This window comes from Chlorogloeopsis sp. ULAP01, assembly GCF_030381805.1.
Classification (GTDB): domain Bacteria; phylum Cyanobacteriota; class Cyanobacteriia; order Cyanobacteriales; family Nostocaceae; genus Chlorogloeopsis.
On sequence record NZ_JAUDRH010000002.1, the window covers coordinates 219,434 to 246,208 of the forward strand.

The 26,775-nt window shown below is 40.8% G+C and carries 16 protein-coding genes; 8 read left to right on the top strand and 8 right to left on the bottom strand.

From position 1 onward, the window contains the following. The first annotated feature begins 259 nt into the window (after positions 1–259). Positions 260–709, top strand: coding sequence for a nucleoside-diphosphate kinase (ndk, locus tag QUB80_RS04590; RefSeq protein ID WP_289788314.1), 450 nt, complete (start codon positions 260–262; stop codon positions 707–709). A gap of 151 nt (positions 710–860) precedes the next feature. On the opposite strand, the gene QUB80_RS04595 is transcribed toward ndk, so the two are convergent. The 4 genes from QUB80_RS04595 to mltA form a co-directional block, all read right to left on the bottom strand. Continuing rightward, positions 861–1,610 carry a TerC family protein gene (locus QUB80_RS04595; RefSeq protein ID WP_289788315.1) on the bottom strand — a complete coding sequence of 250 codons (750 nt, stop codon included), beginning with the start codon at positions 1,608–1,610 and terminating at the stop codon, positions 861–863. 167 nt (positions 1,611–1,777) lie between these two features. Continuing rightward, complete coding sequence (locus tag QUB80_RS04600) at positions 1,778–2,701, bottom strand: alpha/beta fold hydrolase (protein ID WP_289788316.1); 924 nt, start codon at positions 2,699–2,701, stop codon at positions 1,778–1,780. Positions 2,702–3,068: 367 nt separating this feature from the next. Beyond that, positions 3,069–4,403 carry an FAD-dependent oxidoreductase gene (locus QUB80_RS04605; protein WP_289788317.1) on the bottom strand — a complete coding sequence of 445 codons (1,335 nt, stop codon included), beginning with the start codon at positions 4,401–4,403 and terminating at the stop codon, positions 3,069–3,071. 160 nt (positions 4,404–4,563) lie between these two features. Further along, positions 4,564–5,835 carry a murein transglycosylase A gene (gene mltA, locus QUB80_RS04610; protein ID WP_289788634.1) on the bottom strand — a complete coding sequence of 424 codons (1,272 nt, stop codon included), beginning with the start codon at positions 5,833–5,835 and terminating at the stop codon, positions 4,564–4,566. A gap of 588 nt (positions 5,836–6,423) precedes the next feature. On the opposite strand from mltA, the gene QUB80_RS04615 reads away from it, so the two are divergent. Further along, on the top strand, positions 6,424–8,313 hold the full coding sequence (locus QUB80_RS04615; RefSeq protein WP_289788318.1) for an ABC transporter ATP-binding protein: 1,890 nt from the start codon (positions 6,424–6,426) through the stop codon (positions 8,311–8,313). Between the two features lie 679 nt (positions 8,314–8,992). Further along, positions 8,993–10,723: a cation:proton antiporter gene (locus tag QUB80_RS04620; protein ID WP_289788319.1), complete on the top strand. Its 1,731-nt coding sequence runs from the start codon at positions 8,993–8,995 to the stop codon at positions 10,721–10,723. A gap of 3 nt (positions 10,724–10,726) precedes the next feature. Here QUB80_RS04620 and QUB80_RS04625 read toward each other — a convergent pair whose 3' ends face one another. Next, on the bottom strand, positions 10,727–11,704 hold the full coding sequence (locus QUB80_RS04625; protein WP_289788320.1) for a ferredoxin family protein: 978 nt from the start codon (positions 11,702–11,704) through the stop codon (positions 10,727–10,729). Between the two features lie 1,443 nt (positions 11,705–13,147). On the opposite strand from QUB80_RS04625, the gene QUB80_RS04630 reads away from it, so the two are divergent. The 3 genes from QUB80_RS04630 to ileS all read left to right on the top strand — a co-directional run bounded on the left by QUB80_RS04630 (position 13,148) and on the right by ileS (position 18,535). Continuing rightward, a complete protein-coding gene (locus QUB80_RS04630; RefSeq protein WP_289788321.1) occupies positions 13,148–13,891 on the top strand; it encodes a Mut7-C RNAse domain-containing protein in 744 nt (247 codons plus the stop codon). A gap of 552 nt (positions 13,892–14,443) precedes the next feature. After that, complete coding sequence (locus QUB80_RS04635; protein WP_289788322.1) at positions 14,444–15,391, top strand: ROK family protein; 948 nt, start codon at positions 14,444–14,446, stop codon at positions 15,389–15,391. Positions 15,392–15,658: 267 nt separating this feature from the next. Continuing rightward, the gene (gene ileS / locus QUB80_RS04640; RefSeq protein WP_289788635.1) at positions 15,659–18,535 is read left to right on the top strand and encodes an isoleucine--tRNA ligase; all 2,877 of its coding nucleotides are present in this window, start codon (positions 15,659–15,661) and stop codon (positions 18,533–18,535) included. Between the two features lie 172 nt (positions 18,536–18,707). Here ileS and QUB80_RS04645 read toward each other — a convergent pair whose 3' ends face one another. Continuing rightward, on the bottom strand, positions 18,708–20,306 hold the full coding sequence (locus QUB80_RS04645; protein ID WP_289788323.1) for a DGQHR domain-containing protein: 1,599 nt from the start codon (positions 20,304–20,306) through the stop codon (positions 18,708–18,710). 216 nt (positions 20,307–20,522) lie between these two features. Between QUB80_RS04645 and dndC the strand changes: the two genes are divergently transcribed. Together dndC and dndD are read left to right on the top strand one after the other, a co-directional pair. Beyond that, positions 20,523–22,187 (top strand): DNA phosphorothioation system sulfurtransferase DndC, encoded by a 1,665-nt coding sequence (gene dndC, locus QUB80_RS04650; RefSeq protein ID WP_289788324.1) that lies wholly within the window; start codon positions 20,523–20,525, stop codon positions 22,185–22,187. A 90-nt stretch (positions 22,188–22,277) separates the two neighbouring features. Continuing rightward, on the top strand, positions 22,278–24,263 hold the full coding sequence (gene dndD / locus QUB80_RS04655) for a DNA sulfur modification protein DndD (RefSeq protein WP_289788325.1): 1,986 nt from the start codon (positions 22,278–22,280) through the stop codon (positions 24,261–24,263). 81 nt (positions 24,264–24,344) lie between these two features. On the opposite strand, the gene QUB80_RS04660 is transcribed toward dndD, so the two are convergent. Next, on the bottom strand, positions 24,345–25,955 hold the full coding sequence (locus tag QUB80_RS04660; protein ID WP_289788326.1) for an NAD(P)H-quinone oxidoreductase subunit 4: 1,611 nt from the start codon (positions 25,953–25,955) through the stop codon (positions 24,345–24,347). Between the two features lie 306 nt (positions 25,956–26,261). After that, positions 26,262–26,759, bottom strand: coding sequence for a coiled-coil domain-containing protein (locus tag QUB80_RS04665; RefSeq protein WP_289788327.1), 498 nt, complete (start codon positions 26,757–26,759; stop codon positions 26,262–26,264). Positions 26,760–26,775: the final 16 nt, after the last annotated feature.

The following is a 26,775-nucleotide window of genomic DNA, read 5'->3' on the forward strand; positions in this document are numbered from 1 at the left end:
GAGGTGATTTGTGAGATATTCTGTGATTGGTCATTAGTCATTGGTCATTAGTCATCAGTTAGTAGGGGAGGCAGCGCGCCCTTGGAGGCTCCGCTCCGTTGTAGCGACTGCCGTGCTGGTTTTGCTGATTATTTTTCGGCTCAAACCGATCATTTATCTTCTAAACCCGCCCGTACTTATATAGGCAAAAACTATATCAGGGACTTTTGACTTTTAACTAAAGGCATAAAAAATATTTATCTGCTTTGAGGAGATAGCTTTGGAACGCACATTTATTGCAATTAAACCTGACGGCGTACAACGTAAATTGGCTGGTGAAATTATCCGTCGCTTTGAAAGTAAAGGCTTTACCCTAGTTGGCTTAAAATTTTTGAAAGTGAGCCGGGAATTAGCTGAAGCGCACTATGATGTTCACCGGGAAAAACCATTTTTTTCGGGGTTAGTTGAGTTTATCACTTCTGGCCCGGTAGTAGCGATGGTGTGGGAAGGTGAAGGTGTTGTTGCTGCGGCAAGAAAGTTAATTGGTGCGACAAATCCCTTAACGGCAGAACCAGGAACAATCCGGGGTGATTTTGGCGTTAATATCGGTCGTAATATTATTCACGGCTCCGATGCGATCGAAACCGCTCAACGAGAAATTTCTTTGTGGTTTAAAGATGAAGAATTAGTCAATTGGCAACCCCATTTGCTGCCTTGGCTGCACGAGTGAATTAGGGATTGGGGATTGGTGACTGGGGACTGGGTGAGGGACAGATGAGGGAGATGGGGGAGAATTTATTCTTACACTCCCTCAACTCCTCACCTCCCTCAACTCCTTGTACTCTTCAAGCGTCCCTAGTACCCAGTACCTAATCCCCAACCTAGTCCCTAGTCCCTAGTCCCTCTACATTAACTTCACTTTTTTCTGGTGCTGATACTTCCGGCAATGGTTCTGGAAGATTGCGCTTAGAAAATCCCCAGCTTAAAATCAGGGTGATCGCGCTAATCATGATCCATTGTGGTGGTACTAAATCTTCGTTTACTACCCGGATCAGCAGGCGTAACCCTACCAAAGCGACAGTGATATAGCCTGCATCTTCTAAATTCTTAAATTCATCCAACCAACGAATAAATAAACCCGCCATAAAGCGCAGGGTGACAATACCAATCGTAGTGCCAGTTAGCACTAGCCAAGTTTCTTTAGAAACGGCGATCGCTGTGGTAACGCTATCCAAAGAAAATGCCAAATCCGTCAGAGCAATTACAGGTATGACTTGTAATAAACTTGTAAAACGAGGGCCGTGATGGTGATGTTCTTCGTCTTCTGCTGAGGTAAAGTGTTGAAATACCAACCACAGTAGATAAGCTGCACCTAGTAACTCAAATTGCCAGAACTGTTGCACCCAAGTCGCAGTCAGCAGTAAGGTGATTCTTAAAATATAAGCAACAACTAGACCCAAATTGAGCGCTTGCTGTTCAAGTTTTTTGTTTTCTAATCCTTGAGCGATCGCAGCTAAGGCGATCGCATTGTCAGCAGATAGCACTGCCTCCAAAAATATCAAGACAAGCAAAACAATAGGAGCCTCAATGCTGAAATGGAAGTGAAGGTAATCAAAAATTCGGTCTAGCATTTCGGTTTTCTCAAGCAGCGAAAATTAAAAATTAGCAGGAACGAAGAAATTCCTCTAGCAAGTGCAACAATTTGCTACCTTAATCAAGCTTAACGTGTATGAGGAAAATTCTAGAGAAGAGCAAGATTTGTCGGATGGGTAGAACGCGATCATTACCCATCATCAGCTTATAAACTTGCCAACCACTCCACGATCCGAGAGTTGACTACATCTGGCACTTCATCATGGGGACAATGCCCAGCATTAGGAATGGGAACAATTTTAATATCTTTACCATTTTCCTGTGCTTGTTCTCCCTGGAAAGGCCCTTTTTGGGCTTCTACGTAAATATTTGCCCCTGTCATTGGTGTCCAAGGATCATCAGCACCCCAAAGTACTAAGAGAGGACACTGAACTTTGGGCAATATTTCAGCAGGAGTAGGGCCGGGAGGTGCTGTTAAAATAGAAGCGAAAACTTTTTGTGCTCCCGGATCGCAAGAGGGAGTATAAAGCATATCTACCAATTCATCTGTTACGGCTTCGCGGTTGCGATAAACCTGGTAGAGGGTACGGCGAATTTGGTGCTTTTGGCGAACACGGTTAAATACAAAAGTACCGGTAATTGGATGTCCAACCAATTTATTAAAGGCTGCCATGACAATTCTCAGTGGCGGATTTAACTCATGGGGACGATGGCTCAACCCTCCCGCAGGATTAATCAACACAGCACCTGCGGAAATTTCTGGATGTTGCGCCACTACCATCAAGCTCAAAAGTGCGCCAATAGAATTACCGATAAATACAGCAGGTTCGTGAAGATGTGCCGAACAGAAATCTTTGAGCAGTTCTACCCATACTTCTGTAGTGTAATTAATAGGGGCTTTATCGGAACCACCGAAGCCTAAAAGGTCAAGGGCGAATACACGATAACCAGCATCTGCTAGAACAGGAATATTTTTTCGCCAGTGTCCTATGCAAGCGCCAAATCCATGAACTAATATTAGAGGTTTACCAGTACCCATGACGGTGTACTGAATTTTGTAACCCTGCCAAGTCCAAAATAGTTTTTCAAACGTGTTTTGTGTTGGTTGCTGTTGGGTAGTTATAGTCATTATTAAGTTTAGTAAAGCGTTTATTTATCTTTATCATAGTAATATTTCGTAGGGTGTGTTAAGGCTATGTAAGGATTTGAGAGTTTGAGAAAGTGAGAACTAGCCGTAACGCACCGCAATCTGGTGGTGCGTTTAAGCAGGGCGTAAGCACTGGCGTGTTAAGGCTAAATTTGTGCATTCGATTCGTAGTCATATTTTGCGCCCAAGCGCTACTACGAGCCTTTTCTCTCGCATCATTTTCGTCATGTCACGCCACTACTCGCTTTTCAAAAGATTAAACCACAAATCGTAGGGTGAGCATTGCTCACTAATATCTCAAATGTTTACCATATGGGCTTTGATGGACAATCCCCACCTTACAGAAAACTTACTCATCCCCTAAATCTGTTAGGAATTGCTGCTTATCAAATCTATATTCTTTGCCTAAAAAAGAAATTATTCTTTCAGTATCATATTCAGCATTCTGCAAACAGGTTGAAGCTCCTGGAGAAGGCGTAATGTTAAACAATATATTGTCTCCAATAATTTTGGCTTCACCAAGCTCAAGACGTTTGGTATTAAGATTAACAATTTGAGGTCTGATTCCTCCATATCCTTTAGCAATTTGAATGTCATCTATTTGTAATGAAGGAATAATTCTTTGAACTTCTTTTAAAAAGAGTCTTCTACCAAGAATGGGAATGTCATAAAGATAATTTTTGACGATATATTTAAATATTGCTTTTTCAGAAAGAATTCTCAAAAAGCTCATTAAAGCATTTATACTAATTCCAGCCGTTTTTAAATAATCAAAAATAGTTGTATATTTATACGGCTCTAAAACAGGAGTAACTTTGGCAGTAGGGCCAAATCTAGTTTTGCTTTGATCGTGAACCTCTGCATCTCCATGAATAGCTGCAAAAGGAATTTCTTTTAGTTGTACTGTATAGACTTTACCGTTTAAAACACCAGGTGCCAAATAAAAACTTCCAGCTACGTTTAGAAGTGCATAATCTTTCCCATAGCCTAAAGATTTCGCAAATAATAAACTATACGCTCCAGTCATAAAAACAACAACTCTAGCAGTAATCTCTTCTTGATCAGTTTGAATGTAGTACATTTCTCCTTCTTTTTTCAGACTTTTTACTTTTGTCTCCATCATTAAATCAATTGTTGTTTGAGAGTTATTAATTGACTTGTGGAGAAAAGATTGAGCTAACTTTTGAAAATCTATTGTGTAACCTTCTTCACTAAATAGAGCTATAATCTCTTCTTCAGCATCTCTATCTTTCACTACCTTAGGTTCAAGAAATTCTATTTCATCTTTAGGTAGCAATTTTAATTGAGGAAATAAAGATTTAAATTCTTGGTACCTATTTTGCAGTTCTTGAACTTGTTCTTTCCCTATGGCAAGAACCATTTTGTGATATCGGCTGTAGGTTTCTTGCTGGGGGTCATTTTTCAAAAGATAATTTTTGACTAAATTAGCGGCTCGTTTAACTTTTTGAGCTTTTTCTAAAGTATAGTTAGTCTCTATATCTCCAAAATGAAGAGTTTGGCTATTGCTCGTTTTATGAGAATTTCCCAAAGCTACTTCTGGATTTTTTTCAATTAAAACAATTCGCTTGACGTTGGTGTAATTGCTTAAGCTGTACAGTAATGCAGTTCCAGAGATTCCACCACCGATGATGGCTACTTCATAAATGCTGCGATTGGCTGGCATATTTTTTCAAAATTTAATAGAAAACTGGAATTTATGAGCACAATACTCAAATTTACTCACCTTTACACCACATCCTCACTCTAAAATTTGCAAATAAGACTAACCTTATTACATGGCTAAAAAGTTTATTTTACAAAGCTTTTAAATTTTTATCTACAAATTATGATGCAGGCTTTAGCAGCAAATAATATAGTTGTCCGTAGCTAACAGTCACACCAGCGCGCTCGCCTGCTTGTTTACCAGTACCTAAAAAGTAGTCTACCCTTCCCGCGCCTTTAATTGCACCTCCTGTATCTTGATCGAGAACATAACGACTAACGATCCGGTGTTCTGTTTTGCCGTTACTATCAACAAAGGGGAAAGGAGCGCGAATGATGGCTAAAGCACCAGCAGGCATTAAGGATTTATCTGTGGCAATGGAACGTTCTGCTGTGAGCGGCACATTGATGGAACCTTGGGCTGGCGCACCATATTTTTCTTGAAAAAATACAAAGCTGGGATCACGTGGGATGTAAACATCTAACTCTTGGGGGTACTTTTGAAAGTAGTCCAAGATTTTTGGCATTGTCAGTCCTTCTAAGGGTAGTTTGCCATCATTTGCTAATTCGCGTCCAATGCTTTTGTAGTTGTAAGCGGTATTGCCGGCATAGCCTATTGTTGTCTGGGTGCCGTCGGGTAACTGAAGCCTTGCCGAACCTTGAATTTGAATGATATACGGTTCTAGGCGATCGCGGAACCAAAATAACTCCAATCCCCGCAGTTTGCCTTTTGAGCCTTGCAAACCATCTGCTCCCTCTAACTCCAAGCGTATGGGATGTGGCTTTTGCCAAGAGTTTAAATCGGCAGGCAAACGGTAAACGGGATAGCGATACTCGGCTGTGGGAATGCGACTGGCATGATAGAGCGGTTCAAAGTAGGCGGTAAACAAAACCGTTCCTTTCACATCGCTGCCAACAGACTGATAAAAATCAAACTCCCGTGCGATCGCTGCATTCAATTCGGCAGCAGAATGAGATTTTAGTAACAGTTGGCGGAATCGTTTTAAACTTTTGATAACGTGTGAACGCCCAATTTCAGCTATTTGATACCTTTGATAGGCAGCTTCAGCCCTGTTGGTTTGTAAGTACTGCAAACTGCGATCAATTGCTGCTATAAGTGCCTTTTTATCTGAAGGTTGACTATTTTCGCCCCAAATCTGTCGATCCAAGCAAGATGTATCACCTTCACAACAAAGAAACGGCGAGTGTTGTAGGGGTAGCAGTGGCGGTGGTGCTGTCTGATTTTGGGTTGACAAGGAAACAGGTAATTGCCACTTTTGTACTCTACATTCTGGCGGACTGAGTTCTCTCGGCTCAAATGATAGTATTGGTACCAGTACTACCAAGGGAACTACGCAAAGACCAATAGTAATGTTACTTAAGAACTTTTGTATCACAATATAATTGGTTGTTCATATATAACTTAATAGCTTGGAAATCAATTTCAAGATTTGTAGAGACGCAACAGATGTAAGTTTATACACTTGTTAATGTCAATTAGCCGAACTCATACCATTTTAGATTTTGGAGCCACTGCTGTGGACAGGTTTTCCGGCATAAAGGAGCCAGCGCGTCGAGTGCGACTGGCATCACGTGGCGTGATTTTGGATTTGAAATTGCCTATCTGTGTTCGATTTCTAAAATATGACTTTTGCTTACCATTTTCATTCACATCACCGGAATCACTTTAGTGTATCTGAGTTGTATAAATATATCTGACATCATCATTTTTTAATTTGGTATAAATATAGGCGGCATTGCTTAATGAGCGAGAAAAATCAACAGAAATTGAGGGTGTTAATAACAACTCAGTTGCAGTTGGGTGATATACGCCAAGTAAACGTAATTACTCGCGATCGCCTCTCTCAAAATGTCTAGACTACAGGATTAATTTTGATTTCTGGATAGAAGCTGGGTAGGAAATTAAACACTAATTTCCCGATGTTTGCTTTTGTGATTGTAAAAATTAATATAATTTCTTTATGACCAGCATTTCCAAGCCGCAAACAAAATCTCACACAGAGTACCGTCGGCGTGAAAACGATTGGCGGTTATTTTTACGCCTAGCACCCTATGCCCGTCGTCACAAAAAATCACTGGCACTGGCAATGTTGTTACTTGTGCCAATGTCCATAGCTAACGCTGTCCAACCATTTTTAATTGGACAGGTGATTTCCCTGATTCGTCAAGAACCAAGTACTTTCGAGTTACTGCGCAATCTCCCCTTTTGGCAGGCTTTGCATATCTTGGAAGCATTGTTAGTAGTGACGGTATCTATCCGACTAATTTTTACAGGCTTTCAGGGTTATTTGGTGCAGAAAATCGGACAAAAAATTACCGCCGAAATTCGCCAAGACTTGTTTAAGCACGTCACATCTTTGGCAGTACGCTTTTTTGACCGCACACCTGTTGGTAAGTTAATTACTAGACTTACTAGTGATGTGGAAGTACTAGGAGATGTATTTTCCACTGGAGCAGTCGGCATTGTGTCAGATTTGTTTTCCATGCTGGTGATCCTCGGTTTTATGTTTTCGATCCGTTGGGAACTCGCTTTGTTGCTGCTTGCAATGCTCATACCAGTATCGGCATTAATTATTTACTTTCAGCAGCAGTACCGCAGTGCCAATTACAAAGCCAGGGAAGAACTATCAACGCTTAATTCCCAGTTGCAAGAAAATATTGTTGGGATTAATGTTGTGCAATTATTTCGGCGAGAAAAATTTAATGCCGAATTGTTTCGTAAGACAAATCAGCGTTACGTCAAAGAGGTAGACAAAACCATCTTTAATGAGTCTGCGGTTTCTGCAACCCTAGAATGGGTTTCTTTGGTTGCGATCGCACTTGTTTTATTGGTTGGTGGTTATTTACTATTACAAGAAAACTTGACATTTGGAATATTATCTGCATTCATTTTGTATGCTGAACGATTATTCCAGCCTCTACAGCAGTTTGCAGAGAAATTTACAGTTATTCAAGCTGGTTTCACAGCAATTGAGCGCGTGATTGATATTTTAGATGAACCAATAGAAATACGCGATCGCGCCAATCCCAGAATTTCAATTTTTGATTCTCAATTTGGATACATTGACGAGATTGAAGAAAATCTTGACTCCTCGGAGCAAAATATTAAACCACAGTTAGGAGAAATTAAATTTGAGCATATATGGTTCTCATACAAAAATGATGACGAATATGTAATTAAAGATTTAGATTTTACTATTCATCCTGGTGAGAAAGTAGCATTAGTAGGACCTACTGGTGCTGGAAAAAGTACAATTATTCGCCTTTTATGTCGCCTCTATGAACCCAGCAAAGGGCGCATTCTCGTTGATGGCATTGATATCCGGGAACTACCTCAAGCAGAATTGCGCCGCTACATGGCAGTTATTTTACAAGAGGCATTTTTATTTGCTGGTGATGTTAAAAGCAACATCACTTTAGGAGATGGATACACTTTTGAGGAAATTCAAAAAGCAGCCCAGAGAACTAATGTCGCCCAGTTTATTGAACAACTTCCCAAAGGATACCATACACAACTCAGAGAACGAGGTACCAATATTTCTAGCGGTCAAAAGCAACTTTTAGCCTTTGCTCGTGCTACTATCCGCAATCCCCAAATTCTAGTACTAGATGAAGCAACAGCCAGCTTGGATGTGGGAACAGAAGCATTGATTCAACAGGCTTTAAACAAGCTAATGGTAGGACGTACCGCGATTATTATCGCTCACCGCTTATCGACAATTCGCAACGTAGATCGGATTTTCGTACTCAAACGCGGTGAATTAATCGAACAAGGAAGTCATGAAGAGTTACTCCAAATAGGAGGGCTTTATGCAACTTTACACAACTTACAGATGTTAGGAAGAACGTGAGAAGAGAGCGGAGGGGAGATGGGGGAGCAATAGACAACTAACCACTAACTAATGACAAATGACTAACCTCAGTAAAATAAGTATTTCTACTAGGTAAATCTGGTAGAAAAATTAAATTATTTGTATATAAATCAGGAAATACCGTCGAACATGGTGATGTATTAGTTAGGGACTCTAAGCGCCTTTTCGGTAATTACACAACAACACCTACCAGGGAGGTTGGCGATGGACGGTATTCTCATCACCATTTTGCTATCAACCTATGTCATTGCCATAGCGAAGCAAGTTAAGCAAAGTCAGACTACAACAAATGAAGTTTCAAAGGAAATAATCGCTGAAAAGTAGTTTATTTACTATTGGCTGCTTAAACAAGAGCTGCTTTAGGGACAAACATTTGTGCTAGAAATCTGTTGATATTAACAGAAGCGCGATCGCAAATGTTTTGCCCTATCCTGGAATCTAGGGTACAGGGGATAGGGGACAGGGAACAGGAAACGGGGAACTTTTAGAGGTAAACGTGTTTCTTTCCTTCTGCCATCTGCCTCCAGCATAGCTGCCTTATTTATTGAAAGGGAAACTGATTACTTACTAGTATTTAAATATTGATGTGAATAGCTTGCATGATGTCAGGTTAGCCTAAAAGAGTAAACTACTACAGTTGTGGCAACCTGTAGAAAACATGGCAACTGAGCAAAGTTTGATTTTGGATTTCACCATCGTCTTGGGGGCTGCGGTAGTGGGAGGTTATCTGGCAAACCGACTACGTCAGCCTGTTTTGCTTGGTTATCTAGCCAGTGGATTAATTGTGGGGCCTTTCGGCTTTAAGCTATTAAGCGTAAGCGATCTTCCCCAGATTAAATCTTTAGCGGAGATAGGTGTTGCCTTTCTGCTTTTTGCCTTAGGTGTAGAATTTTCTTTAGCAGAACTGAAACGAGTTAAAAATATTGCTCTGCAAGGAAGCCTATTACAAATAGGTTTGACTACTGCACTTGTAGCTTTTGTAACTATTATATTAGGTTGGGCTTCTGGGCTTTCTCAGGGAATATTTTTAGGAGTAGTTCTTTCTCTGTCTTCTACTGCGGTGGTGTTAAAAACACTGACAGAAAGAGGAGAAATTAATACATTACATGGACAAATAATGCTGGCGATTTTAATCGCCCAAGATTTGGCATTAGGCGTGATATTAGCAATTTTGCCTGCCTTGCAGCAACCAAAAAATATTGCCTTGGCGCTTGGTATTGCCATATTCAAAATCCTAGTGTTTGTGGCTGTAGCGATCGCCTTAAGTAAATGGATTGTACCTAGCCTCATTAGCAGTTTTGCTGCCACCGAAAGCAATGAATTATTTCTTTTAGCAGTAATCGCTCTATGTTTAGGTGTGGCTTTGACTACAGCTAGTTTGGGCTTGTCTATTGCGATGGGAGCATTTGTTGCCGGGTTAATGATTTCTGAAATTGACTATGCCGATCAAACACTAGCAAAAGTTCTGCCTTTGCGAGACACTTTTGCCAGTCTTTTTTTCGCCTCGATTGGTATGCTCATCGATCCGGTTTTGCTTATCCAGAACTTAGGGTTGATTATAGGGCTGGTTATGCTGGTGATGTTGGGCAAAGCAGCAATTGTTTTACCAATTGTTCTCAGGTTTGGCTACTCTCTCAAAACAGCTGTCATCGTCAGTTTTGGTATCAATCAAATTGGAGAGTTTTCCTTTGTCTTAGCTTTGGAAGGCTGGAGGTTAGAACTCATCTCCCAACAAACCTATCTTTTACTGTTGGCGACAACAGCAATTACACTGGTGCTGACTCCCATGTGGCTAGATTCTGCGCCTCGCCTCGCAGATAACTTTAACCACATACCCTGGTTAACAAAGTTTCTGCGCCGATTTTCGGCTCCTAAAACCATATTTATGCCAGAAAGAATCAGCAATCATGTGGTAATAGCAGGTTACGGCAGAGTCGGGCAAGTAATCGTCAAGATTTTACAAAGTCAGGGATATTCTGTCTTGGTGATTGAGAATAGCGAAGCAGCTGTGCAAAGGTTGCGTTTTCACCAAATACCTTATATTTTTGGCGATGCTGATTCGGAGTCAGTATTGGAAAAAGCACATTTGCCAACCGCTAAAGCCCTAGCAATAGCATTACCAGATCCCGCCAGTACTAGATTGCTCCTCAAACGGGCGCTCTCTATTGCACCTCAGTTAGATGTGATTGTGCGATCGCACATTGACAGCGAAATTGACTTTTTGACTCAAATGGGTGCAAAAGAAGTCGTACAACCTGAATTTGAAGCGGCGCTTGAGTTGGGAAATCATCTACTCAAAACCTTAGGTGCTGAAGAAAGCCATATCCGCAGCGTTATCAATGCCATTCGCACAGACAAATATATGAGTATTCGCCCAGAGCGAGAATAACTTTTAAGCGCTACAGGTGACAAGATTTGTAGAAGTCAACCAGAGACTAGCTATAGCATATTTAACATATACTGATTCATGTTTGGCATGACAGGAACTCTTCAATTCCACGGTTTTTGTTTCGTCCTTAACTAACCTAGCCTGATAGTTGTATTGCGAACAATCGGGTTTTTCAAAAGTTAGTTCTGCACGAATTGTATTTTTGTCTGCACTTTGTTCAATAATTCTGCCTGCCACTTTATAATTGAACCAATCCCATCCATAGCGGAAGATGAGTTCTCTTTCCAAAGCCTGGATTGAACTTGGTAGAATTCCCCAACCTCGATAAACTTTTTGCAAGCATTTAATATCGCCAGTACGCGTCAAAATCGATTTAAATGATTCTTGTTCGAGATTACCGTAGTATCTGCCTGCCGGAAAATCTATTAATGTAGGAGCAAATCTATGTCCGCCAATATGACTGGATTTCCAAATTCGGACATGATCCAAATTTAATTCATCAATAATACTTGTAGCATTAAAATAAAAGGGATTACCATAGCGAGAGCAGCATTTATCGTGACTACCGTGAGTACATACTAAAAAGTCTCTGGTTGCAGTTGCCTCTACTTCATAATTAGAGTTTCTATCCCATAACCATTTTCTAATTACAGCTGCTGCTTGCTCTATATTCTCTAAATAAAACTCTCGCTTTTGATAACCGTGACTCAACCCATCCTGTTTTTGATAAATTAACAGAGTTTTACGTTCTACTTTATGAGATAGATTATTAGCAATTAATAGAAAATTTATCGGTAGTTTAGCACGCTTTATCTCCTCTACTAAAAGCCGTAAATTTTCTGGAACCCATTTGGAGTGAAAAGCGTCTGTAGACCAAGGCGTGGGACACTCAATCAAAATGTAAGTCTTATGATTGGAGACACTGCCAATAATATCTTCTCCTAATTGACGAGAATTATCAGAACAAAAGAAAGTATTCATCTAACTGTAGTAATTGGTTAAACTAAAAAACAAAGGATATTACTAACAGAGTTAGTAGTTTTAGTTACAATCTCCCCAGGAACTTGTTAGCTAGTTTTTTGTAGCTACAAAATACGCTTGCATCTATAAATCAAGATAAAAACGAATGACAACAATTTTTCATTTTTATCCTAGTAGCCACTTTATAACATCATTTTTCACTCAATTTTGTGCTGTAAATGATTTTTTTACAAAATGCCTGAGCTACTTTTGAGAAAAAGATTAATGATTTACAGTCAACAGTGATGGTTTTTCCGATTGCTGCAAATTAAATTTTCTCAACTTGTCTCATGAGTAAAATTAGCAAAATAAAAGCTCTTCTTTGATGGGTAGTTAATCCTAATAATTAGAAGTAAGGATTTCTACTTACATCTTGGCTGTAATTGAGTTTTGGAATACATGAGACTTAAAATTCAATTGGAGTTACTCTTGGCTAACATAGATAAGCGAAATAATTTTCTCCTTCTGTAGATATAAATAATGATTTATTTATGGTACGTAGGGGTAAACAATTTTCCCCTCTATTTGGTTGAAATTTATCTCTAAATTGGCGCATTTTGCAAAAGATTCTCAATTGAATTAAAAAAAAGAAAATTAAACAAGATTATGAGTTTTATGAAAATAATAGCAATTATTTGTTAGTGATAGCACTGCCATAAGAAGTATTTTTACGCAGTTACACTGTCTTGATTTGCCTCAGTTTAACGAAAATCTTGTTTATGTGATAAAGACGGAAAAGTACACTTTGTAATTACCCTGTTGAGCGATCGCACCTCCTGAATAATAGATTTAGAGACTGAACGTTAGTACCTATTTCGACTCTAGCTGATGTCAAACACAAATGCAAGACTTTACTAATAATTTTTCCGAAGACTATATAGTCTACTGTTCTACAAAGCCTTCAAACTCAATGATAATAAACATTTAAGAGTAAAATAGTTTCAATTCGCAAACCCTATACAAGCTAATTTAAAAGATAAAAATTCTCAATAATTATCTTTTTTGCAATAGTTTCGAGAAATTGCTGTAATAAGTATAAATACTGAGCAAGTCAGAGTAATAGAAGTAGGAAATTGTTAATTAACTATGCCCAAAAGCAAATTACAGCAAGCGTTCTAGGTGAAATTACTTCCTTCCTCATTTTCCTGTTTAAAGCGAGAAGTATTCACAGACTCAAATTGTCGCTTTACATAGCTGTTCACAGCTACACCAAGTTATTTTAGTCATTATCCGATAGCTTTACTATTAAGTTTCGGGTATGTTTCTCCAGATAAATAGTTAAAGTAAAGTGTGATCGCTGAGGATTTTTGTTTAAAGTTTCCAGTAGATATTGTGCTATCCCAGCTTGCTTTTATCTATGAAAGTTACAATGATTAAGATAGGATAAAATAATGATTTTTTGCTATGGCTAGAGTAAATTTTAGCTTTTACGCAGAATTAAATGATTTTTTGCCAGCACATAAAAGAGATAGGAAAATTGAGCATTTTTTTGGAGAGAGAGGCTCAATTAAAGACATGATTGAATCATTAGGTGTACCTCATCCAGAAGTTGATAGTATTGAAGTCAACGGAACATTAGTGGACTTTTCTTACATCGTTCAGGATGGAGATATCATCAATGTCTATCCTATTTCCGCAGCAAAACAAAGACATATTTTGAGTTTAGTACGACCGACACCACTAAATGTGATTCGCTTTGTTTTAGATATTCACTTAGGAAAATTGGCATCATCTTTGCGATTGTTAGGTTTTGACACACTATATCGGAATGATTATGATGATGCAGAATTAGCTGAAATTTCCAGCACACAAACACGAATTCTTTTAACCCGTGACAGAGGTTTATTAATGCGGAGTGCGGTTGTATATGGCTATTACGTACGAAATACCGATCCGCAAAAACAAATTGTGGAAGTATTGCGACGCTTTGATTTATTTGAATTGGTATCTCCTTTTCAAAGATGTCTGCGCTGTAATAGCCTATTACAACCAGTCACTAAACAAGCTATTATCGGACAGTTGCCAGAAAACATCCAACGGGAAATTGAGGAGTTTCATCGTTGTCAAGGCTGCGCTCAGATTTATTGGAAAGGCTCCCATTATCAGAGATTACAGCAATTTATTGATGGCGTACTTGCAGAATTTTAGACAACGTTGCATGAATGTTGTATATGACTTTATCAAACAAGAATTTTCTGGAATTCTTATTTATAGTTCAGCGATTCTGACTGTTTTGCTCTTGGATTCATTTTTGCCAGTGGGAAAGGGAAACCACTGGCTTTTTATATTAATTTTGAATTTTGGAGCCACTGCGCCCTTGCGGAGCCAGTGCGCCCTTGCGGGTTAAGCGCGTTGAGTGCAAGTGGCGTGATTTTGGATTAAAATTATTGATTAATTATGATGTCTTCTACTTACTTCTACTTAATAGTGATATATGTTGCGTAAAAATTGTATTTAACTTTACAAGAAGCTGACTCTATGGAATTCTTAATTATAGTTCAGCAAGCCTCGTTGTTATCGCTTTCACTTTGCGCGTTGCCAGTGGTGTTTTTCCGCACTGGCTTTTTTTTGCTCTTTTAAATCTAAATAGACAATTTTCTAAATTTATAAAATTTTTAGTCTGGAACTTTAATGATGGTTTTAAAAATTTTTGTGCCACATCAAACTTACATTTGAGATGAGAGATAAATCTAAAATGGTATGACATTCATCTTGGCACTCGATTTTGGTGGTACAAAATTAGCAGCAGCTTTAAGTAATGCGGGTTCTAGAGAGTGGTTGGGTTACAAACGCTGCCTGTCGCCTGCAAATACAAATGCTAGCACTGACTTCAAGATTATGCGATCGCTCATCAAATCTTTACTCCAAGATAGGAAACCCGCCGCGATCGGTGTTAGCTTTGGCGGGCCTGTAAATGCAACTACGGGTACAGTGAGATTATCACATCATGTTTGCGGATGGGAGAATATACCTTTGCAACACTTATTAGAACAGGAATATAGCGTTCCTGCTAGTATTGATAATGATGCTAATGTAGCGGCTTTTGGTGAATGGCGTTACGGTGCAGGAAATGGCCACAATAGTTTATTTTACATTACCGTTAGCACTGGCGTTGGAGGTGGTTGGATACTCAACGCCAAACCTTGGCGGGGTGAGGAAGGTATGGCTGGCGAAATTGGACATATGGTTGTAGATCCTGCGGGGCCGATATGTTTGTGTGGGAAGCGGGGATGTGTGGAAAGGTTGGCGTCAGGGCCTTATTTGGCACAGGATGCGAGGGAGGAATTGCAGGGGTGTAGGGGAGAAAAAATTAGAAATTTGGTAGGTGGGAATTTGGAGTTAATTACGGGGAAGGTGGTGAGTGAGGCGGCGGCGCAAGGTGATCAGTTAGCACGGGAACTTTTAGAGCGATCGGCTTGGGCGTTAGGAGTGGGTATCGGCAATGTGGCGAATTTGATCAACCCGCAGCGGTTTGTTTTGGGTGGAAGCGTAACAAAGGCAGGAGAAAGATGGTGGCAAGTTATTCGGGAAACGGCGCGAAAGACAGCGTTACCGGAAGTGAATTTTGAGATTGTGTCGGCGGCGTTGGGAGATGATGCGCCTTTGTGGGGTGCAGTAGCTTTGGCGGAAGATTTGTTGCAAAGATAGGGATAACACTCTATGTAAGTCTTAGCTAACCTAAATACTTCAAAACCCTTGGCTCATTGCTATTAATACCAATTCTCTAAAATCAGGCAACACATTCAAACATTGAAACCCAAACCAGATCTGACTTTCTTAATTACGTAGACACGCTTTACGCGGCTTCCCGGAGGGTCAGGGCGAATTGGTATAACATGGGTGCTTTAGGTAGCAGTCGTGGCAACAATTATAATTGATAAAACCTGGACAACTAAAAATCTTAGGCATGAAGCTGTGACAGAAACTGGAAGCTACAAGGATACAGTAAATTTACCCAAAACTAACTTTGATATGCGGGCGAACGCAATCAAGCGTGAACCTGAAATTCAAAAGTTTTGGCAAGACAATAAGATTTACGATCGCCTGTCCGAGAATAATCCAGGCGAATTATTTATACTGCATGATGGGCCACCCTACGCAAATGGCTCTTTGCATCTTGGTCATGCTTTAAATAAAATTCTCAAAGATATTATTAACCGCTACCAACTGCTACGGGGGCGCAAAGTTCGCTATGTGCCTGGTTGGGACTGTCACGGCTTGCCTATTGAATTGAAAGTTTTGCAGAACATGAAGTCTGCGGAACGGCAAAACTTGACAACTTTGCAACTACGGCAAAAAGCCAAAGAATTTGCTCTCAATGCAGTAGACGAACAACGGGAAAGCTTCAAAAGCTACGGAGTTTGGGGTGATTGGAATCATCCTTATTTGACGCTGGCACCGGAATACGAAGCGGCACAAATCGGTGTTTTCGGACAGATGGTGTTAAAAGGTTACATCTATCGTGGTTTGAAGCCTGTTCACTGGAGTCCTAGTTCTAAAACTGCTTTGGCAGAGGCAGAATTAGAATATCCAGAAGGACACACTTCTCGTAGTATCTATGCTGCTTTTGCCATTAACAGTCTTTCGGATGCAGCGAAGCCTTTGCTAGAACCATATCTTCACCAGTTGGGTGTAGCCATCTGGACGACAACACCTTGGACAATTCCAGGCAATTTGGCAGTGGCACTCAATCCACAACTCAACTATGCAGTTGTCGAAGTAAGTTCTCCACCAGAAAGTGTTAAGTTTAAATACCTAATCGTAGCTGCTGATTTGGTAGAACGACTGTCTACTACTCTGGAAACTGCATTAACCGTAAAAACCACAGTCAAAGGAAAAGAATTAGAACATTCCACTTACCGACATTCCCTGTATGAGCGGGAAAGCCCAATCGTGATTGGCGGTGATTATGTAACTACTGAATCAGGCACAGGGTTAGTACATACTGCACCAGGACATGGTCAAGAAGACTACATCGTTGGTCAACGTTACGATTTACCTATCTTGGCACCAGTTGATGACAATGGTAACTTTACCGAAGAAGCAGGACAGTTTGCCGGGTTGAATGTGCTTGGGGATGGAAACCAGGCGGTAATTGATGCACTGTCTGAGGCTGGTTCCCTGCTTAAGGAAGAAGCCTATGTCCACAAATACCCTTATGATTGGCGGACAAAGAAACCGACAATTTTCCGAGCTACCGAACAGTGGTTTGCTTCTGTGGAAGGATTTCGCGAAGAAGCCCTCAAAGCGATCGCCTCGGTAAGATGGATTCCCGCTCAAGGTGAAAATCGAATCACACCAATGGTTGCCGATCGCTCTGATTGGTGTATATCCCGTCAGCGCAGTTGGGGTGTACCAATTCCGGTGTTTTACGACGAAGAAACTAAAGAGCCACTCCTGAATGAGGAAACAATTGCCCACGTGCAGGCGATCGTTGCTGAAAAAGGTTCTGATGCTTGGTGGGAACTTTCGGTTGAAGAATTATTGCCCGAAAAATACCGCAACAACGGCCGTACCTACCGTAAAGGCACAGATACAATGGACGTATGGTTTGATTCTGGCTCATCTTGGGCAGCTGTAATCAAGCAGCGTCCAGAATTACGCTACCCAGCAGATATATATTTAGAAGGCTCGGATCAGCATCGCGGTTGGTTTCAATCGAGTCTGCTCACCAGCGTCGCAGTCAACGGTATTGCACCCTACAATACAGTTTTGACTCATGGCTTCATTCTAGATGAACAAGGACGCAAGCAAAGTAAGTCCTTGGGAAATGTAGTTGATCCGAAAGTTGTAATTGGGGGCGGAAAAAACCAGAAAGAAGAACCAGCTTATGGAGCAGACGTGTTGCGCTTGTGGGTTTCCTCGGTAGATTACACCTCGGATGTACCCTTGGGTAAAAACATCCTCAAGCAACTGACAGATATCAGGAACAAAATTCGCAATACGGCGCGGTTCTTGTTGGGTAATTTGCACGATTTCGATCCCGAAAAAGATGCAATACCTTTCGAGGAATTACCAGAACTCGACAAATATATGTTGCACCGGATTACGGAAGTATTTCAGGAAGTGACTGAAGCCTTTGATAGCTTCCAATTCTCCCGCTTTTTCCAAACGGTGCAGAACTTCTGCGTTGTGGATTTATCCAACTTCTATTTGGATGTTGCTAAGGATAGGTTGTATATCAGTGCGCCCAATGCTTACCGTCGGCGTAGTTGTCAAACTGTGTTACAGATTGCTTTAGAAAATTTAGCAAAAGCGATCGCACCTGTGCTGTGTCATATGGCTGAAGATATCTGGCAGTATCTTCCCTACAAAACCCCTTACAAATCGGTGTTTGAAGCGGGTTGGGTGCAGTTAGATTCCAAGTGGCAGAATCCAGAATTAGCAACTTTCTGGCAACAGTTACGAGAAATCCGCACTGACGTCAACAGGGTATTAGAGCAAGCAAGGGTAGAAAAAATGATTGGTTCTTCCCTAGAAGCGAAAGTCTTGCTATACATAGCTAATGAGCAGTTACGTACCTTTGTAAAAACACTGGATAGTACCAGTAATAATGGTATTGATAAACTCCGCTATCTTTTTATTACTTCCCAAGCAGAGATATTAGATACACCAGAAAAACTGCAAGGATTGAAGTACAGCTTGCAGACAGATGCATGGGGAATTGGTGTTGTAGAAGCAGAAGGACAAAAATGCGATCGCTGCTGGAACTACTCTACCCATGTGGGAGAGAATACAGAACATCCCTCAATTTGCGAACGTTGTGTTGCAGCATTAGCAGGAGAGTTTTAACAGTTAACAGTTAGCAGTTTTAAAAGTAGGTGCGTTAGGCGATTTGTCTAACGCACCTTTTATAAGAAAAGAAAGCGATCGCTATCGCCGTATTGGGCAATAAATTCATCAACGGTGAGAACCATTGTGATTGTTCCTTAAAATAGAGCGATCGCCAATTCTTTGATAGTAACTACAGAATAGCCGGAAGCCCTACCTGCTTTGGTTCAACAAAATTACCATCAAAACCGATAGTTTTATTTTCTACTCTTCTAGCATCAGCCAAAGCTTTACGAAGTTCTGCACGTTCCATCTGATCCTCAATTCCACCCAACATATAAATAAGTAACTTAGCTGCTAAATCTCGCCCAGCAACCTGCACCCGTTTTTTACTTGGATCGTACAAAATGCCATACCAAATAGACTGGGGGAACTCCATGCTACTAAAACCACCTTGTTGATCGAACTTCCGCAGTTTCTTAAAAATGTTGTCTAGATTAAATCCTTTGCGGAAAACCAAGATTCCTAAAGCTTGCGCTACAGCCACTTGACCGACAGGGCGGAAAAGCATATTTCCTTCGCCCCCATCTTTCTCAAAACTGAATCGCCGTAAGGCTGGTGTATCCTCATCTTCTAAAAGCTTATAACTCGGAAGACTTGCCAAATAATCAAAAAGCCTGTGAAACTCCCGTATTCCCTCCTCCAGTTCTTCATCCTCTGGGCGCATGGGAATTAGACCTTTATCTAAGGGTTTCCAGTGAGGAAATTTTTGCCCCAGGTATCGCTCAGACATATCTTTAAGTGCTTGCAGTGTCGTCAAAACTGTTGACTTGGCTGCAACTGTGGCACTATTCCAATTGACGCGAGGATTTCGGCTTTCTCGCTGTTCCAATAGTGAATGCGTGACGGCAATTTTTCTAGCAACAATAGAAAAACCATCATCTTCGTTGAGCTGGGCTAACTGACCTTTTGTTAAAGGTGCAGCCATCAGGTTGACGTGCACAAATATGGATCTTACGCGTCGTCTTGCCTGTTCGCGGGTTTCTCCTTTCTCTACTGCACAAATGAACTCAATACCAATTTTTTCTTTCGGTAAATTTTGCAGGTAGGCTGGTTGAAGATTATACTGCTCAATTAAATCAGCCTCGGTAATAAATGTGTTGTCAGGAGATTTATCCTTTTTATAACGCTGGAGTTTGCCAGTTTTCAGCAATTCCATCAACCCTTGTACACCCATGAGGCGATGTTGTCCATCCAGTGCATAAATGGTTACATCTTCCTCAGAAACGTTTAATAAACCGACTTTGCCTTCTTTGTCCAGAGGTATAAAGTTTGTGGTAGATTTTAAAGCTATTCCTTGGCTATTCCACTCAGAAGCTTGGGAATTGTCCACCCACGGTTGATTTATCGCTACCAACACTGGTGGAAATTTGTGATTTTTACGACTTACTAAATACTGAGCTAGCGGTAGTTGACGCGACCAATCAAGGGGGCGCTGCTGAATTTCGTCAATACTCTCGGCGTCAATCTCAACATTATCTGTCTGCGGATTATATTTTTGCTGAAGTAGGGGTAAGGCAGATGCAAAGCGAACTCTACCCGCAAGCCATTCTAAGGTAACAGAGCCAACATAGGCCTCAGTACCGCCCATTTCTGTCTTTTGAACCAAAATCCGATCTTTCTGGTTCATGAACTTTTCTAGTAAAATAGCCAGCACCTGTTTATCCTTGTTTTCCCTTTCTAGGTACTCACTGGCAATATCAGCAGTTGGGTAGGCAGCACTTTCATCCATGTTAATTTTTAAAATTTTTAACTATAAATCAGGATAATTCTCTAAGAGAATTGATGCAGCGAGGAAAGTTTTTAAAAACCTTTAAGGATTACAATACTATGGTTGTACTTCCAGTACATATATAAAGGGTGATAAATATTGCACCATCTTCTCTCTTTCTCGCTGACAGGAAGAGTTTAGGGATTGATTTACCTGTATTTACATAGGTAGGGAGAAATGGCTACAGCACAAAAAGCAGAAAATCAAGATGGAAAAGTGCGTACTACTGTGCTGGATGAGATACCAGTTCTCACTGCTGAGATCCAAGAGTTATATTGTTTGGACGAAATACCTTGGATTATAGGGGTATCGTGGGGAAAAGATTCTAGTACGGTGTTGCAGCTAGTTTGGAATGCGATCGCTGCCCTCCCAAAAGAAAAACGAACTAAAACAATTCATGTAATTACAACAGATACTAAAGTAGAAAACCCGATTGTTTCTGCTTGGGTACGCAAATCTTTGCAAAAGCTAAAGTCTGCGGCACAGAAACAACAAATGCCTGTTGAACCTCATCTGCTACAGCCTGTGGTTCAAGACACATTTTGGGTAAATCTAATTGGTAAAGGCTACCCCGCACCACGCAATCAATTTCGTTGGTGTACCGAACGTCTGAAAATTAATCCGGCTAACCATTTTATCCGCCAGATGGTTCGAGCCAATGGTGAAACAATTCTGGTTTTGGGTACTCGCAAAGCCGAAAGTTCAAAACGTGCAGCCACAATGGAAAAGCATCAAATGCGGAGAGTGCGCGATCGCCTTAGCCCTAATGGTAGTTTGCTCAATTCTTTAATTTACACCCCGATTGAAGACTGGAGTAATAATGATGTTTGGATTTATCTCAATCAGTGTGACAATCCTTGGGGAGGGAGCAACAAAGAATTATTCAACATATATAGAGGTGCAACCGCAGATAACGAATGCCCCTTAGTTGTTGATACTTCCACTCCTAGTTGTGGTGATTCTCGATTTGGGTGCTGGGTTTGCACGCTGGTGAGTCAGGATAAATCGATGCAGGCAATGATCCAAAATGATGAAGAAAAAGAATGGATGCAGCCTTTATTAGATATCCGCAATGAATTAGATGCAGAAGATGATCGCGACAGAAGAGATTTCCGAAGAATTTGGGGGAATGTTCAACTTTTTGAGCGCAACAAAGATGGAGAAAAATCAGTAGAACCAATCCCAGGCCCTTATACTAAATATTGGCGCGAATATTGGCTAAGACGAGTATTAGAAGCACAAACACAAATCCGCCATACAGCACCAGAAAGTATGCGCGACATTACCCTGCTCGCTCCCGAAGAACTAAGTGAAATTCGCCGCATTTGGCTAGAAGAAAAACACGAGTTTGATGATAGTTTACCCCGCATATATAAAGAAGTGACTGGTGAAGAATTCCAAGATCCCCGCCCTGGTGCTGACTATAGTCTCTTGGGTAGCGACGAGTGGGCAGTGCTAGAAGAAATTTGTGAAGGTGATGCCATGCACCTGGAATTAATGGCGAAGCTATTGGACACAGAACGCCAGTTTCGTAAGATGGCGCGGCGTGTGGGCATATATGACGCCCTAGAGAAATGTTTTGATACTAGCTCCCGTTCCCAAGAAGAAGCAATTAAAAATGCCTATTTGAAAAGAGATTTGAAAACAGCGGTTGCTCAAGGTGATGTGGAAAAGGTAAAGCAGCTAACTTTAGGGGATTTTGTAGTCACAGATCCAGCAACGGATGTAACAAGTGAACAAGTGGATGTAAAAAGCAAGCCATTTGTTGACTCCACAGAGCAACCATCGGCTGCTAAACCCAAAACTTGGGCAAGTGTCAAATTCGGGACTGGGGAGCGGTGATTGGGGATTGGGATCTCCCAATCACGAGTCCCTAGCCCTAGTATCTATTCCCTCCCAGTACCTAGTACCCAATCCCCAGTACCCAGTACCATGATTTTTCTTGAACTTGTACTCCAAAATTTTGGCCCCTACAATGGGCGTCAGGTAATAAATCTAGATCCAAAAATTAAAGAGAATGCTCGCCCGATTCTTCTTTTGGGTGGGATGAATGGAGGAGGAAAAACAACACTAATGGATGCGATTCGTCTTGCACTTTATGGACATCGCGCCCAATGCTCTACGCGTGGAAATTTGAGCTATGGGGATTTTCTCACTCAATGCGTTAATAGTCATACACCTGCCAATGATAAAACTCGCATTGAATTAGTATTTGAACATATTGAAAATGACCAACCAGTTAAATACAGAATTGTACGCACGTGGGAAAGAAATCCTAAAGATGGTAAAGATAATTTAGGTATTTTGGGTGATGATGATACATGGCCTGTTGAAGCTTTAGTTAATATTTGGGATGAGTATATTGAGAATTTACTGCCTTTAGGAATTTCTAACTTGTTTCTTTTTGATGGAGAACAAGTGAAGGAATTAGCAGAACAAGAAGTACCGCCACCACTTGTTGTGGATGCGATTCGCGCTTTGTTAGGATTAGAATTGGCTGAACGTTTGGCTGGTGATATAGATATTTTAGTTAATCGCAAACGTAAAGAAATAGCTGAAAAGCATGAATTAGAAAATTTAGAAGAAATTGAACAGAAATTAAAACAATTACAAAATGAACATAAAATAGAAACGCAAAAATTTGTGTCTCTACAAAAAGAATTACAATTAGCTGAAAAATCACAAACTATAGCTATTGATAAATTTATTTCTGAAGGCGGTAAGATTGCAGCAGAACGCAGTCAGTTAGATAAACAGAAGGAAGAAAGAACCATAGAAGCCGAACAAACTCGTCAAGCAATGTGTGAATTAGCTGGTGGTATTTTACCGCTGGCGTTAATTCAACCGTTACTCTCGCAAGTGCAAGCCCAAGGAGAAAAAGAATTTCGTCTCCGGCAAGCACGAATAGCACGAGATATCTTATTGGAGCGAGATCAGCGCTTACTCGAATTGATTAGTAATTTAAATATTGCAGAAGAACAAGTTGATAAAATCAAAGCTTTTCTAGCAGAAGATGAGCAGATGCAAAATTCCTCTTCTCTACAAGAAGAACTTTGGTTATTAGCTGATGATGAAGCTCTCAGTCAGTTAGGTAATGTTATTTATTATTTGCAGAATGCCAAAATATCCGCAAAGCAACAACTTGCTATTCTGAAAACTAAAGAAGAAGAAATTATCGGTTTAGAAAGACAGGTGCAGACAGCAGCATCACCAGAAGAATACAATAAATTACGTGATGCAATGCAAGCAGCACAAAAGAAAGTTGCTGAAGTTAAAGCTGATTGCGAAACAAAACGCCGCCGTCTAGTTGAATTAGAAACTGCAATTGAAAAGCTAAAAAAGGACTTACAAGAATATACTAAGCAAACCTTAGACCGTAAGAATATAGAACATATTATTGTTGCTTCTGCTAGAGTTCAAGAAACACTTAAACTTTTTCGAGAACGTTTGACTTTAAGAAAATTAAATAAATTAGAAAATGAAGTCACTGAGTGCTTCCGCTATCTACTGCACAAATCTGATTTGGTGCATCGCATAGCTATCGATACCAACACCTTTAGCTTATCTTTGTATAACTCACAAGGTAAATCAGTTCCTAAACATCGTCTCTCGGCAGGAGAAAAACAACTTTTAGCGATCGCTTTTTTGTGGGGCTTGGCGCGAGTATCGGGGCGTCGCTTACCAGTGGCGATTGACACACCCTTGGGCAGATTAGATTCTTCGCACCGCAGTAACTTAGTTGAACGTTACTTTCCCTCAGCCAGTCATCAAGTGATTTTACTTTCCACAGATACAGAAATCGGAAAAAAAGAAGTTCAAACTCTGCGAGATAAAGAAGCGATCGCTCGCGAATACCTCCTTAAATACGACTCATCCACTCGCCAAACAACAGTGATAGAAAATAAATATTTTTGGTAAAAAGTATGGGGGCGATCGCACAATCACCCCCATCTCCTATTTCTAAAATTATTTAATAGCACCAGCCTGTGGAAGAAATATCTAATCAGCTATATTAATTAAACTTGAAGCTTGGGAAGTAGCCAACGTCGGCGCTGTAAAAACGCTGGAATATAAACTTGATGGTTGCTGTCTGGCTACAACTGGTAGAAATTGACGGGCATGGGCTGCTACTTCTACAGTTTTGACATCATAAGTTTGTGTTGCCAATTTTGGATACAAACCGATACCGATGATGGGAATCATTAAACAAGCAGTTATAAATAGTTCGCGGGGTTTAACATCAGGTACAATTGCATCCAAATGTAGTTCGGTGTTTTGCTTGCCATAGAACACTTGGCGTAACATCGACAGTAGATAAATCGGAGTCATAATCACGCCTACAGCAGATAGCAGCACAACTACGACTTTGAAGCTGGAACTGTAAACGTCGCTATTAGCAATTCCCAAAAATACCATCAATTCACCAACAAAACCACTCATTCCCGGTAGCGCTAGAGAAGCCATCGCACCAGCAGTAAACAGAGCAAAGGTTCTCGGCATTACCTTGGCAATACCGCCCATTTGATCCATCATCAAGGTGTGAGTACGCTCGTAAGTCACGCCAGAGAGGAAGAACAAGGTAGCGGCAATCAAACCGTGAGAAATCATTTGCAGTACGGCACCGCTCATACCTACTTCTGTATAGGAAGCGATACCAATCAGAACAAAACCCATGTGGGCGATCGAAGAATAAGCCAAGCGACGCTTGAGATTTGTTTGAGCGAAGGCACAGCAAGCACCGTAAACAATGTTGACTACACCCAGAATTGCCAGCACTGGAGCAAAGTAAACATGAGCATTAGTCAGCATTTCCATGTTGATGCGGATCAGGGCATAACCACCCATCTTCAGCAACACACCAGCTAAAATCATCGAACCGGGTGCGGAAGCTTCACCATGAGCATCGGGCAACCAAGTGTGGAGAGGGAAAATTGGCATCTTCACGCCAAATGCAATCAAGAAACCAGCATAAGCTAGGAGTTCCAAGGCTTTTGGATATTGCTTCATTCCCAAGGTTGTGATGTCAAAGCTAACGGTATCTCCATAGAATGCCAGCGCAAAAGCTGCTACCAAGATAAATATTGAAGCGGCTGCGGTGTAGAGAATGAATTTAGTAGCGGCATAACGGCGCTTTTGCCCTCCCCAAATGGAAATCAACAGGTACACAGGCACCAATTCAATTTCCCACATCAAGAAGAACAACAGCAGATCCTGAGCGACAAACACCCCAATCTGGGCACTATACAAAACCAGCATCAAACCATAAAACAAACGCGGCTTGTTGGTTACTTTCCAAGCCGCGAAGATTGCGAGTGTGTTGATTAAGCCTGTCAGCAGTACTAGCGGCATTGACAAACCATCGACTGCTACTGACCAATTTAAGCCGATTTGCGGCACCCAGGCATATTTTTCAACCAGTTGGTAGGTGGTGTTTTGAAAGTCGTAGTTATGCCAAAAAGCATAAATCATTAAGGCAAAGTCGGCGATCGCTACTCCCAAACCGTACCAACGAGCTGTTTTACCTTCTTTATCTGGGATGAGCGGGATGGCTAAACCAGCCACCAATGGCAAGAGGATTATGGTTGTTAACCAGGGTATTTGAGCAATCATCACTGACAATCGTTTTTCGTTTTCGCTTTTAATTACATTATATTAAGCAGCTCATACTTTTGTAAACGTTATTTATCTCTAGAAGATTAAATCTTAGACATAAATAGTAATAAATACTTATAAAGTTTTCTAGATTCATTCTAAATGTTAAGAATTGCAACGTCAACAAAGAACGGTGGTTTGCACTACCGTTACATATCTTAATATCAACTGTCTTAAGGAGGATATTTGTTATGACAATTCCTCAAACACTAATAGATGCCCGACTTCTGGCCAGAAGTCGGGCATCTCAATTTTTCATGGACTTTAAACAATCCGATTAACAATCGTCCATACTTCCCCATCAGAACGGACATGAGGAACGGAAATAGTCTTGAAACCAGTGATAAAGGGTTTGTAATAAACTTGCCAGTAAAGAGGGCTGAGTTGATCGGCGCAAGCCTTGAGACTGCGTATTTCTGTTGCAAGTTCAGCTGCTAGTTCATTAATACGTTCAGCATGAATTTGAGCCTGTGTTTTTGCCTCCTCTAGCTGCTGCTGTTGGATTGATTGTGTCTGCCGACGCGTTAACTGGGCTTGTTTTTGTTTCAATTGAGCTTCTAGGGCAGCAATAGCATCATCTATCCCCTTCAGTTCTGCAAACAACTCAGGATTTTCTTTCGCTTGCCGACGGTACACTTGTGCTATTGCTTGGGGTGAATCATTCTCTGGAGGCGTTACATTGACAGCAAGAGCGGCACGTTCTTGACGCAAAGCCTGAATTTGAGATTGAATTGCTGCTATTTCTGCCTGATATTGCTCCATTGTTATTTATCTGTAA